This is a genomic window from Gilvimarinus xylanilyticus, from assembly GCF_024195295.1.
Taxonomy (GTDB): domain Bacteria; phylum Pseudomonadota; class Gammaproteobacteria; order Pseudomonadales; family Cellvibrionaceae; genus Gilvimarinus; species Gilvimarinus xylanilyticus.
Map to the genome: position 1 here is coordinate 14,331 of NZ_JAMFTH010000008.1, position 12,134 is coordinate 26,464.

Genomic DNA, 12,134 nt, shown 5'->3' on the forward strand with positions numbered 1-12,134 from the left:
GATGAGCGCCTGGACCGCAGACGAAAAACCGCCCGTGTATCTGCTGATGGGGCCCACCGCCTCGGGTAAAACCAACCTCGCCTGTGAGCTGCACGAACGCTTGCCGGTGGATCTGGTTAGCGTTGACTCCACCTTGGTGTACCGGGGCATGGATATTGGCACCGCTAAGCCCAGTGCAGAAGAACAAGCCCGGGCGCCGCACCGGTTGCTGGATATTCGCGATCCGGCCGACCCTTATTCCGCCGCTGACTTTGTTGCCGATGCCGAGCGCGAAATCGCCGACATTCACGCCGCCGGACGTATCCCCCTACTGGTGGGCGGCACCATGCTCTACTTTAAAGCCCTATTGGATGGTCTAGCCCCCATGCCGGCAGCCGACCCAGTGGTGCGCGAGCGCATTGAGCGCGATGCCCGTGAACACGGCTGGCCCTATATTCACCAGCAACTGGCCCAGGTAGATCCCGAGTGCGCCGCCGAAATACACCCCAATCATTCCCAGCGCTTATCCCGCGCGCTGGAAGTGTATTTAAGCTCGGGCGAGACTATGACCGAGTTGCGGGCGCGGCAAAGGCGCGAGCAGGGCCCGACGTTTAACGATCGCTTTAGTGTGACTCAATTAGCTATTGCACCCCGTGATCGAAAAATCCTGCACCGGCGTATTGAACAGCGATTTACTACCATGGTCGAAGCGGGGCTGGTGGATGAAGTGGCGGCACTTTATAACCGCGGCGACTTGAGTGAAGATCTTCCCGCGATTCGGGCGGTGGGCTATCGCCAGGTGTGGGACTACCTTGCAGGGCGCTGCAGTTTGGATGAGGCCATCGAGCGCGGCATTATTGCCACCCGCCAGTTAGCCAAGCGGCAATTTACATGGCTTAACGGTTGGCCCGGGGTAAATTGGGTTTTTACCGAAAATGAGACGGGTAAAACGTTAAAGATCGAAGAAATTGTGCGATTTAGCTTGAAATATCTGCCATAGGGGGCCATATAATACAACTGTGAGAATCCTAGTCAGTTTTTCATGCTTTCCTCGCCCCCTTTCGGGCCGTATTGGTTAGAAAGATTTAGGCGTATTTTTATTATCAAAAGGAGAACAAAGATGTCAAAAGGGCATAGCTTACAAGACCCTTACTTGAACGTGCTGCGTAAAGAGCGTGTTCCGGTATCCATTTACCTGGTAAATGGCATTAAGCTGCAGGGCCAGGTCGAGTCATTCGACCAGTTTGTGGTGCTGCTGAAAAACACCGTCAGTCAAATGGTTTATAAGCACGCTATTTCGACTGTGGTGCCTTCGCGCGCTGTTCGCGTACCGCTCTTAAACCCCGCTGCTGAGGGTGAAGACGGTGGCGAAGCTCAGGGCGAGTAATTCCACGAGGTAAGTCATTGTTTTTTGATCGACCCGATTCAGGTGAGCTGGCAGTGCTGGTTCATCTGGAGCTCTCCAGCGGGCAAGAGCCCGAAGATCCACGCGAATTTGAAGAACTTGTTCTGTCTGCCGGGGGCGACCCTGTGGCTATGGTAGGCGGTCAGCGCGACACTCCCCACGCCAAGTACTTTGTCGGTACCGGCAAGCTGCAAGAACTGCAGGGGCTGGTTGAAGAGCACCGCGCAGAACTGGTTATTTTTAATCACACCCTAAGTCCCTCGCAAGAGCGCAACCTGGAAACCGCCCTTAAGTGTCGGGTGTTGGACCGTACCGGTCTGATTCTGGATATTTTTGCCCAGCGCGCCCGTACCTTTGAAGGTAAATTGCAGGTCGAGCTGGCACAGCTTCGGCATATGTCGACGCGTTTGGTGCGCGGCTGGACTCACCTTGAGCGGCAAAAAGGGGGTATTGGCCTGCGCGGCCCAGGTGAGACCCAGCTGGAAACCGACCGCCGCTTGTTGCGCGGACGTATCTCCAGCATCGAGAAGCGCCTGTCAAAGGTGCGTACCCAGCGTGAACAGGGGCGTCGCTCGCGCCAGCGGGCATCCATCCCTACCGTGTCGCTGGTGGGCTACACCAACGCCGGTAAATCCACCCTGTTCAATAATATCACCGGCGAAGACGTCTACGCCGAAGATCAATTGTTCGCCACCCTGGACCCCACCATGCGGCGGGTTGAGCTGGACGATATCGGTGCGGTGATTCTGGCCGATACGGTGGGCTTTATCAGCCACTTGCCTCACAAGTTGGTTGAGGCATTTCGCGCCACGCTCGAGGAGGCCAGCAACGCCAGCTTACTGTTGCATGTGATTGATGCCGCTGCCGATGAGCGGATGCACTACATCGAGCAGGTGGATGAGGTGCTGGGCGAGATTGGTGCTGGCGAGCTCCCGCAGCTGCGGGTGTTTAACAAAATCGATCTGCTTAATATGGAGCCGCGTATTGACCGCGACGACGAGGGCGCGCCGATTGCGGTGTGGTTGTCGGCGCAAACCGGTGCCGGGGTTGAGTTGCTCTATCAGGCCATTACCGAGTTGGTGGGCGAAGAGATGATCGAGGGCGAGCTGATTCTGGCGCCCACCGATGGTCGCTTGCGCGCCCGATTGTTTGAGCAGCATGCGGTGGGCGAGGAAAGCTACCGCGAAGATGGCTGCAGTATTGTCTCGTTGCGCATTCCCTACAGTGATTTTATGCGCATCTTGAGTGGGCTGAATCTCAGTTTTGCCGAACTTGAATGGCACGGCGAAGCCCCCGAGGATTATCAGGCGGCTGGGTTCTAGCAATCCATTCACTCGTTCTTTAGGTGCAAAATACGATAGCCGGCGCAAGTGTTTGGACAGGACACGAGCCGGTGCTAGAATTGCGCCAGCACAATAAACGGCGGGCTGATCGGTCCGCCGCATTCTTACGATAACGGAGTTTACCTATGGCCTGGAATGAACCGGGAGGCGGGGATAAAGATCCCTGGGGCAATCGCAATAATGACGGTCCGCCAGATTTGGATGAAGCGCTGAAAAAGCTGCAGCAAAAGCTGGGCGGTATTTTCGGCGGTAAATCCGGCGGCAATGGCAATGGAGGCACCGGCGGCAAAGGTTTTGCGTCTCTGTTTGTCGCCGTTGGCGTGATCGCCGCGCTTTTGTATGGATTTACCGGGTTTTATCAGGTCGATGAAAAAGAGCGCGCCGTGGTCTTGCAACTGGGTGCGTTTAAAGAAATTAAACAGCCCGGTTTGCGCTGGAACGCACCTCTGGTTACCGAGGTGTTCGTCGAGAACGTCACCGAGGAGCGTCAGTACCCCAGCCGCGGCCTAATGCTGACTGAGGATGAAAGTATTGTCGAGCTGCCGATTACGGTGCAGTACAACGTCAATGACGTAAAGGCCTATGTGCTGAATGTGCGTCAACCCGAAGTCAGCCTGCGTCACGCGGCCGACTCTGCGTTGCGCCATGTGGTGGGTTCTACCGAGCTGGAACAAGTGCTTTCGGAAGGGCGTGGCAAAATTGCCGATGAAGTCGAGCAGCGTCTGCAGCAGTACCTGGACAGCTACGGTACTGGCATTCTGGTGCGCGATGTAAATATCCAAGAAGGCCGTCCGCCGGAAGAAGTTCGCGCCGCGTTCGATGACGTAATTAAAGCCAAAGAAGACGAAGAGCGCCTGAAAAACGAAGCCCAGGCCTACGCCAATGCCGTGGTGCCTGCCGCCCGTGGTCGCGCCCAGCGGATGCTGGAAGAGGCCGAGGCCTATCGCGCCGAAGTGACCAGCCGCGCCGAGGGTGAAACCGCGCGCTTTTTGGACCTCTTGGCCGAGTATGAAAAATTCCCCGAGGTTACCCGCGAGCGTCTGTACATAGAAACCGTGGAAGAGGTGATGGGCAATGCCTCTAAGGTGTTGGTAGACGTAGAAGGTGGTAACAATATGATGTATCTGCCGCTGGATAAGCTCATGCAATCGAGCCAAAGCCAGCAGGGGCAAGCCCGCATTACGGCGGACCAGCTGCGCCAAATTAGCGATGCAGTGGCGCGTCAGTTAGGCCGTACCAACAACGCCAATAATTACCGGGAGGGCCGCTAATGTCTAACAAATCTTTTTTTGGCTTGGCCGCCTTAGCCGTGGTGCTATTGGTCGTTGCCAACAGTGTTTACATTGTGTCGGAATACGAGCGCGCCGTGGTGCTGCGTTTTGGGCGCTTAATTAACCCCGATGTACAGCCCGGGCTGCATGTAAAAGTGCCGTTTGCCGATAAGCTGCGCAAATTCGACGGTCGTATTCTGACCACCGATGCGCGCCCCGAAAGCTTCTACACCATCGAAAATAAGCGTCTTATTGTTGACTCTTACGCCAAGTGGCGAATCGAGAATGTGGATGAGTACTACAAAGTGACCGGCGGCGATGAAACCGTGGCGGCCAGCCGCTTGGCTAACCGGGTGGCCGATGAGCTGCGCAACCAAATTGGTAGCCGCACCTTGCATGAAGTGGTATCAGGGCAGCGTGATGAATTGATGCACGAGCTAACGGTAAGCCTTAACGAATCGGCCAACGAGCTTTTGGGCATTGATGTACTGGATATACGGGTGAAGCGTATTGATCTGCCCGACGATGTCAGCCAGTCGGTGTTTGACCGTATGTCGGCCGACCGCGAAAAAGAAGCTCGCGAGTACCGCTCGCAAGGTGCCGAGCAGGCCGAAGTGATCCGCGCCGACGCCGATCGCCAGGTTGCGGTGTTGGAGGCCAACGCCTATCGCGACGCCGAGAAGATTCGCGGTGAGGGTGATGCTACGGCAGCGGCGACCTTTGCCCAGGCCTACAGCCAGGATCGCGACTTCTATGCGTTTGTGCGTTCGCTGAATGCATACAAGAAGTCCTTTGCCGGTAAAGAAGACCTGATGGTGGTTGACCCCAAAAGCGATTTTTACCGCTATCTCAACAGTATGGACGGACAAAAATAGGCGATTTTTCGCTCAACATTTGTCGTCTAAAGGTGGTAGAATCCCCCAGCCGAGCCGTTAGGCTCGGCTTTTTTGTGTCGCACCGATAGATATTCCTTGGCGTTGCTGCACAGTTTCAACCAAGATCCAAACCGATAGAGTCTGCTATGACCTACGCCGACCGCTGGCTATTGCCCGATGGGATTGAAGAAATTCTCCCCGACGAGGCCCGCCCCATCGAATTATTGCGCCGCAAGCTGCTGGAGCTTTACCGCAGCTGGGGCTATGAAATGGTGATTCCGCCTCTGCTGGAATACACCGACTCCCTGCTAATTGGTCTGGGGCGCGACGTCGATTTACTGACGTTTAAAATGACCGACCAACTCAGTGGTCGCACCCTGGGTATTCGCGCCGATATTACCCCGCAGACCGCTCGTATGGATGCCCACAGCTATAAGCGTGAAGGCGCCAATCGCCTGTGTTACGCGGGCCATGTAGTCCATACCCGCCCCAAAAATCCGCTGGCTACCCGCACCCCGATTCAGGCGGGGCTGGAACTTTACGGCGATGCCAGCACCAATGCCGACGGCGAAGTGGTGTCTCTGTTGCTGGAGTCGCTGCGTGCGGCGGGCTTACCCAAGCTGCATATCGACCTGGGGCACGTGGGTATTTACCGCTCGCTGATGGCCAAGGTAGATGTAGACGAGGCGCAAAAAGATATCTTTTTCGCCATGCTGCAGCGCAAGGCTGTGGCCGAAATGAACACCTGGGTGGCGGAAAACATTACCGATAAAACCATCGCCAAGGTGCTGTTGGCACTGCCAGCGCTGGCCGGTGGTCGCGAGATTTTAAGTGAAGCCCGCACGCTGTTTGCCGCTGTGGCCAGCGACGCGGTTAATGCGGTAGACGAATTGGCGGCGGTGGCCGATATTGTCGCGGCGCGCTACCCCGAGGCCGAGCTTTATTTCGATTTGGGCGAGCTGCGCGGGTATCACTATTTAACGGGTATCGTATTCGCCGCGTTTGCGCCGGGTTACGGCAACCCCATTGCCAGCGGTGGTCGCTACGACCATATTGGCGAGGTTTTTGGCCGTCGCCGTCCCGCCACCGGTTTTGCGGTGGATATTACCGCACTGTCCAAGTTGGGGCTTTTAAGTGCTGCGCCCAGCTCCCTAATCGGTTACTCCGATGAGGGTAGCGACGCCCAGTGGCAGGCGGTAGCCGAACTGCGCGCTCGCGGCGAGCGAGTTGTGGCCGCAGGCAGCCGCACCGAAATGCAGGCGCTGGGCTGCGACCAAGTACTGGTTAAAGAAGGCGATGCCTACACTGTGGCATCGCTGTAAATCATTCATTTTTTAGTTAAGAGAGTAAGGCCAACCATGGGCAAGAATGTTGTGGTACTGGGCACCCAGTGGGGTGACGAAGGTAAAGGTAAAATCGTCGACCTGCTGACCGATCAGGTATCGCTGGTGTCGCGCTTTCAGGGCGGACACAACGCCGGGCACACACTGGTGATCGATGGCAAAAAAACCGTATTGCACCTGATTCCCTCGGGCGTTTTGCGCGAAGGCGTGACCTGCTTAATCGGCAATGGTGTGGTACTGTCACCCGAAGCGCTGTTTAAAGAGCTGGCCGAATTGGAAGAGGGGGGCGTTCCCGTGCGCGAGCGACTGCGTTTATCGCCCGCTTGCCCGCTGATTTTGCCCTACCATATTGCCCTGGATCAGGCCCGTGAGCTCAAGCGCGGCAAGGCTAAAATCGGCACCACTGGGCGAGGTATTGGTCCCGCCTACGAAGATAAGGTCGCGCGTCGCGGCTTGCGCCTGGGCGACTTGCTGGATATGAACAGCTTTGCCGACAAGCTTAAAGACGTTATGGAGTTTCATAACTTCGCCCTGACCGAGTACTACAAAACCGACCCGGTGGACTACGACGAGGTGTTGGCGACGGTAACCGCCTGGGCCGAAGAGTTAAAACCCATGATTGCCGATGTCACCGAAATTTTGCACTCGGCGCGCGAAGACGGCCAGAGCATTTTGTTTGAGGGCGCCCAGGGTTCGCTCTTGGACATCGACCACGGCACCTACCCGTTTGTGACCAGCTCTAACACTACCGCCGGGGGAACCGCCACAGGGTCGGGCTTTGGTCCTCTGTACCTTGATTATGTGTTGGGTATCACCAAAGCCTATACCACTCGCGTGGGCTCTGGCCCATTCCCCACCGAACTGGGCTGCGAAGTGGGCCAGCACCTGGGCGAGAAGGGCCATGAGTTTGGCGCGACCACCGGTCGCCAGCGTCGCTGCGGCTGGTTTGACGCCGTGGCTGTGCGCCATGCCAACCGGATCAATTCGGTATCGGGTATGTGTCTGACCAAGCTGGATGTGCTGGACGGCCTGGAAACGGTGAAAATTTGTATCGGTTATCAGGATAAAGACGGCAACCCTATGCCCATTCCCTTCGATGCCGATGGCTGGGATCGTGTACAGCCGATCTACGAAGAGATGCCGGGCTGGAGTGAGTCTACCTTTGGCGTTCACGTTATGGACGAGTTGCCGCAAAACGCCGTCAATTATATTAAGCGTCTGGAAGAAATTCTGGATACGCCGGTGGATATCATTTCTACCGGGCCGGATCGGGTTGAGACGATTGTTTTGCGCCACCCCTTCGACGAGTAAGTGGCCGTTTGCATCCTGTTTAAAACACCGCCGCTGGCGGTGTTTTAGTATGGGAGCGATAACACCCAGCGAGGGTGAACTCTATCTCGGTATGGTCCCCGAAACTTTGCTATAACCACCCACCACAGCGCCGCAATGGAATTGGGGCGAACAATAACAAACCGTGACACGCACACACTATGGACCGACAAGCACTTATTCCCGTCCGGGCTCTGGCAATGGTTTTGGCGCTGTGGGCGCTGCTGCAAAGTGTCCTGATCGCCAGAGTACTTTGGCTGAGCGCGGCGCCTATCTCGCAAACCATTGCCGGAGCGCTTTTAGCGGCTGTATCGGTAACGTTTTTCTGGGGGCTGTGGTACGGCTTGCTAGCCATGCTGCCGCGCCGTTGGGGGCGCTGGGTTACGCTCGTTGCCGTGAGTGTTTATCTGTTGTTATGGGCTTATCACTGGTTGCGTCTGGAGCCGTTAACCTTTTTATTATTGGTTAAAAACAGTGGTAATGCCTTAACGTTTGAAGCTGTGGGATTTTTGTTTAGCAGTGTCTCGGCCGCAGACTATTTGTGGCTGGGGCTGTTGGTGGCGGGCTTTTTTTACGCTCAGCGTCGCCACCGTTTGTTTACCGCGCCCCTGAGTCTCGCAGTGCCCAAACGATCGGTGGGTATTTTACTGGTGGGTTATTTGCTGGTTAACTTACCTTTTTCCAGCTCGCGTAACGAATATGCCGAATTTGCCGGCTCGGTGTTGTTGTATTTGCAACCGCATGCGGCCTTTGCCAGTGGTGAAACCCCGTATCCTTACCTGACCCCCGCGGGCAATAGCAATCGCGGTTCGGATGGCGCGCGCCCTCATGTTTTTATTGTCATGCTGGAATCGTTCAGTGCCGAGTATATTGACGCCCAGGAGAATGGTCGCGAAGTAACGCCCTTTATCAATCAGCTAAAAAAACAGTCACTGTATGTGGATGAGTTTTACAGTGCCTCGGTCGAAACCAGCAAGGGACAATTCGCCACCTTGTGCTCTGTGTTTCCCAGCTACAAAACCAATATTTTTACCAGTTATCCAAATAATAATTTTCGCTGCTTGTCGCAAATTTTGGCCGAGCAGGGCTATACCAATGTGTTTATGAAGGCATTTCATACCCTAGACTTTGAAAACACCGGGGAATTTGTCAGCAATAACGACTTTGCCTATGCCCACGGTATGGACGATAACTTTGTGACCCCCCGCGAGCGACAGAAGTACAAGTTTGGTTGGGGCATTCAGGACGATATTTTTTACCAGAAAACGTTTGCCTATCTGGATCAACTGCAGCGCGAGCGAAGCGAAAGCGGGCCGTTTTTTGTGATGACTATGAGTGTCACAAACCACATGATGTTTGACGATATTCCCGAGGAGCAACGCTATATCTATCCTCTGGCAAACAGTCACAAGCAAAACTACGCCAACTCCATGTATCTGACGGATCAGTATTTAAAAGCGTTTTTTACGGAGTTAGACAAACGGGACTATCTGCAGGATTCCATGGTGGTGGTTTTGGGGGATAACGGCTTTCCCATGGGCCAGCACGGCAATTACCACAACACCAAAACCCACTATAACGAGCTATTCAAAACCCCCTTGTTGGTGTGGTGGCCGCAGCACCTGCAACCGCAGGCAATCACCGATCAGGCGCGCTCGCAGCTTGATGTCGCCCCGACCATTGTGGATTTGCTGTCGATTGATACGGAACATCATTTTTTAGGGCGCACACTGCGCCAGCCGGTAGATGACGAGTATTTTGTGCCTCTGGTGCAGCCGTTCGATGGTTCGCATTTGGCCTCAATCCGCTACCCTTATAAGTATGTGCGCCAGATTAAAACCGGCCAGACGTATTTATATAACCTGGCAGACGACCCGCGCGAGAGTATTAACCTATGGGGCGCCCAACCGCCTATTGCGAGCGCTCAGGTTGAGCGTTTTGAGCAGGATATCGCCGCCTTGCAGCGCAATGAACAGCTTCTCAAAGAAGACCGGATTTACCCGGCGAGCGATGCCGATCGCCTCCGTGTCGAGATCGGCGCAAAGCGCTTGCGCGAACACCAGCCCCTACCGTTTCGGGTGTTGGGGGAGTTGGATGAGCGCTACCGAATCGCGCTTAAAGTCCAGCCCTACGCGTATACTAGTGCCGGTATTCGCGAGCTTGATAATGTGATTAGCGATTTTTCGGCCAGTGAAGTGCCAGCCGATTATTTGATGCCGGGGGTTAACCGGGTAAGTTTTTCGGTGTATCGCGATGGCAAGTTGCGCTCTCACGTCGCGCGCGATGTTTACGTCGAATCGGAACAGGCTCAACTGTTAACCGAGCTGCCTATTGCCGGTTCGCAGGAGTGGGGCGAGCTTAACATTAACCGCAGTGTGCGCGGTGGCCCCCTGCGCATCGGCGGCAAGGTATATGGCTTTGGCTTGGGAACCCACGCCGCTTCCAATCACACCGTGCCCTTGCGTCAGGAGTATATAACCTTGACGGTGGGGTTTGGGTTGGACGACGAGTCCACCTGTGGCAGTGGCGCCGTTTTCACGATCTACGCCAATGAGCGTGCGCTGTATCGCAGCAAGCGCCTGCGCAACGGTGAATATGGCAGTGCTGAGGTGGATGTGTCCAACTTGTTCAGCGTGCGCCTGTCCACTGATAGCGCCGGTGATCGTGCCTGTGATCACGCTAACTGGATTAACCCCGTGCTGTTGCGGGCGCAGCCGGCGCTTGGCAGTGCGGCCCGTTTGCCTTAGTCTGAGCAAAGCGCTTTTTTAGCCGTGCTTGTTACTCCGGCAGGTATGAATGTCGGGGCAGAGTGCGCCGATGCCGCCGAAGGAGTGTGCGAGTCCTGTAAAATGAAGGGGTTTGGCAAATTCCGCCGGTTTTACGGGGCGACAATTAAGCTACTCAGGACGAGCATCTTAATTGCTAGGTTAATAGCTAAGGACCGAACATTATGGAGAGGTTTCGACTGTTTCAATCCATCCGTCGATGGGGGCAACCACTGGTTGCTGTCATTCTAATGCTCGGGCTCGTCAGTTGCGCCTCGGCCCCCGATCGCCAGGGGATCAGCCGACAGCAAGCCACACCCGCCTCGGTGCAATCGCCTATCTATGATATGGAGCAGGCCCTGCGCCAGCGCGACGGGGTTGCCGAAGACATCTCCGGTGCGCACTTACTGAGCGAAGGAACCCGCGCCTATGCCGCGCGTCTGGCTATTATTGCCAATGCCAGCGAAACCCTAGATGTGCAGTATTACCTGTTTCATCAGGACCCCACGGGGACTATTTTGGCCTGGTCGTTGTGGGAGGCCGCCGAGCGTGGGGTTAGGGTGCGCCTGCTCTTGGATGATATGGAAAAGCGGCCCAACGATTTCCCCATTAACATTCTCGACAGTCATCCCAATATCCATGTGCGTATGTACAACCCGTTTTATTGGCGCGGTGGGCGCGGCTGGCAGCTGGCGACGGATTTTGGGCGCCTGAACCACAGAATGCACAATAAATCTCTCACTGCCGACAACCGTGCATCGATCATTGGCGGGCGCAATGTGGGCGACGAGTATTTTGCCGCTAATCAAGAGGTCAATTTTGGCGATATGGATGCGCTCTTGTTCGGACCTGCGGTGCGCCAGGTGTCGGAACAGTTTGATCGTTACTGGAACAGCGAATTGGTCTTCCCTCTGCATTTGCTCAACGATGAGGTGGTACCCGAGGGGGATACCAGCCGCGCCAGCGAGCAGATTGACCAAGCGGTCGAGGCGCTGGAGGGTACGGAGTACGCCCAGGCGCTGGTGGATGGAAGAATTCTGCAGATGCTGCAAAACGCCAGCTTGCCCGTTACCTGGGCGCCCATTGAGCTCTGGTACGATAAGCCGGATTTAGCGGCTATGGAAGCTCGCGATTCAAGCAACGCCCTGGTCATTAACCGCTTGTTGTCGCTTTTTTCCGAGGCAAATTCCGAGCTCTTTTTAATCTCGCCCTATTTTGTACCTCGTGATAGTGGCAGTGAGCTGCTGTCGCGCAAGGCCGCCGAGGGCCTCAAGGTGAGTGTGGTCACCAATGCGTTGGCGGCTACCGATGTGGTGGCGGTACACGCCGGTTACGCCAAAAAGCGTACACAGCTGCTCAAGGCTGGGGTGGAATTGTATGAAATTAAAGCGCGTCCCAATGTCGATCCCAAGGCCTGGAGTTTGTCGTCCTCATCCAGCTTACACGCCAAAACCTTCGTGATTGATAGCCGTTGGGTGTTTGTGGGGTCGTTTAATCTGGACCCGCGCTCGGCTTGGCTGAACACCGAAATGGGAGTACTTATCGATTCGCCCGAATTGGCTGAACAAATGCTGTCCGGGGTGCACGAACTGTTGGGAAATATCGCCTATCGGGTATCACTGAATGAGGGCGAACTGCGCTGGGAGGACCTGTACAGTGGGGAAACTTACCACAGCGAGCCCCACGCTGATTGGACTCGCCGCACAGGCGCCAGCCTATTGCGCTGGCTGCCTATAGAGTCGCAGCTATAAACTGTCGATTGACGCTAGGGCCTGTTCACGCTAATTAAATGCAGCCTGTTGTGACTAAAAATTCGTCAATCAA

General features: G+C 55.5%; 9 protein-coding genes. All 9 read left to right on the top strand.

Annotation, left to right across the window (positions count from 1 at the left end; translation table 11 throughout):
- Window position 1: 1 nt before the first annotated feature.
- The 9 genes from miaA (at window position 2) to M6D89_RS16570 (ending at window position 12,061) form a co-directional block, all read left to right on the top strand.
- Window positions 2-979: a tRNA (adenosine(37)-N6)-dimethylallyltransferase MiaA gene (gene miaA, locus M6D89_RS16530; RefSeq protein WP_253969199.1), complete on the top strand. Its 978-nt coding sequence runs from the start codon at window positions 2-4 to the stop codon at window positions 977-979.
- Between the two features lie 120 nt (window positions 980-1,099).
- Complete coding sequence (gene hfq / locus M6D89_RS16535; protein WP_253969200.1) at window positions 1,100-1,366, top strand: RNA chaperone Hfq; 267 nt, start codon at window positions 1,100-1,102, stop codon at window positions 1,364-1,366.
- A gap of 17 nt (window positions 1,367-1,383) precedes the next feature.
- Window positions 1,384-2,706, top strand: a complete 1,323-nt coding sequence (hflX, locus tag M6D89_RS16540) for a ribosome rescue GTPase HflX (RefSeq protein ID WP_253969201.1) — start codon at window positions 1,384-1,386, stop codon at window positions 2,704-2,706.
- Between the two features lie 146 nt (window positions 2,707-2,852).
- On the top strand, window positions 2,853-3,998 hold the full coding sequence (gene hflK, locus M6D89_RS16545; protein ID WP_253969202.1) for an FtsH protease activity modulator HflK: 1,146 nt from the start codon (window positions 2,853-2,855) through the stop codon (window positions 3,996-3,998).
- Window positions 3,998-4,873 (top strand): protease modulator HflC, encoded by an 876-nt coding sequence (hflC, locus tag M6D89_RS16550; protein WP_253969203.1) that lies wholly within the window; start codon window positions 3,998-4,000, stop codon window positions 4,871-4,873. Before hflK ends, hflC begins: the two co-directional genes overlap by 1 nt.
- Window positions 4,874-5,019: 146 nt before the next feature.
- Complete coding sequence (locus tag M6D89_RS16555; protein WP_253969204.1) at window positions 5,020-6,195, top strand: ATP phosphoribosyltransferase regulatory subunit; 1,176 nt, start codon at window positions 5,020-5,022, stop codon at window positions 6,193-6,195.
- Between the two features lie 36 nt (window positions 6,196-6,231).
- On the top strand, window positions 6,232-7,527 hold the full coding sequence (locus tag M6D89_RS16560) for an adenylosuccinate synthase (protein ID WP_253969205.1): 1,296 nt from the start codon (window positions 6,232-6,234) through the stop codon (window positions 7,525-7,527).
- Window positions 7,528-7,706: 179 nt separating this feature from the next.
- A complete protein-coding gene (locus M6D89_RS16565) occupies window positions 7,707-10,292 on the top strand; it encodes a sulfatase-like hydrolase/transferase (RefSeq protein WP_253969206.1) in 2,586 nt (861 codons plus the stop codon).
- A gap of 203 nt (window positions 10,293-10,495) precedes the next feature.
- On the top strand, window positions 10,496-12,061 hold the full coding sequence (locus M6D89_RS16570) for a phospholipase D family protein (protein WP_253969207.1): 1,566 nt from the start codon (window positions 10,496-10,498) through the stop codon (window positions 12,059-12,061).
- Window positions 12,062-12,134: the final 73 nt, after the last annotated feature.

Excerpts from the sequence above, each read along its gene's own strand:
- M6D89_RS16565 (WP_253969206.1), top strand. The coding sequence starts at position 7,707 with ATGGACCGACAAGCACTTATTCCCGTCCGGGCTCTGGCAATGGTTTTG.
- M6D89_RS16560 (WP_253969205.1), top strand. The coding sequence starts at position 6,232 with ATGGGCAAGAATGTTGTGGTACTGGGCACCCAGTGGGGTGACGAAGGT.
- M6D89_RS16570 (WP_253969207.1), top strand. The coding sequence starts at position 10,496 with ATGGAGAGGTTTCGACTGTTTCAATCCATCCGTCGATGGGGGCAACCA.
- M6D89_RS16555 (WP_253969204.1), top strand. The coding sequence starts at position 5,020 with ATGACCTACGCCGACCGCTGGCTATTGCCCGATGGGATTGAAGAAATT.
- hflC (WP_253969203.1), top strand. The coding sequence starts at position 3,998 with ATGTCTAACAAATCTTTTTTTGGCTTGGCCGCCTTAGCCGTGGTGCTA.
- miaA (WP_253969199.1), top strand. The coding sequence starts at position 2 with ATGAGCGCCTGGACCGCAGACGAAAAACCGCCCGTGTATCTGCTGATG.
- hflK (WP_253969202.1), top strand. The coding sequence starts at position 2,853 with ATGGCCTGGAATGAACCGGGAGGCGGGGATAAAGATCCCTGGGGCAAT.
- hfq (WP_253969200.1), top strand. The coding sequence starts at position 1,100 with ATGTCAAAAGGGCATAGCTTACAAGACCCTTACTTGAACGTGCTGCGT.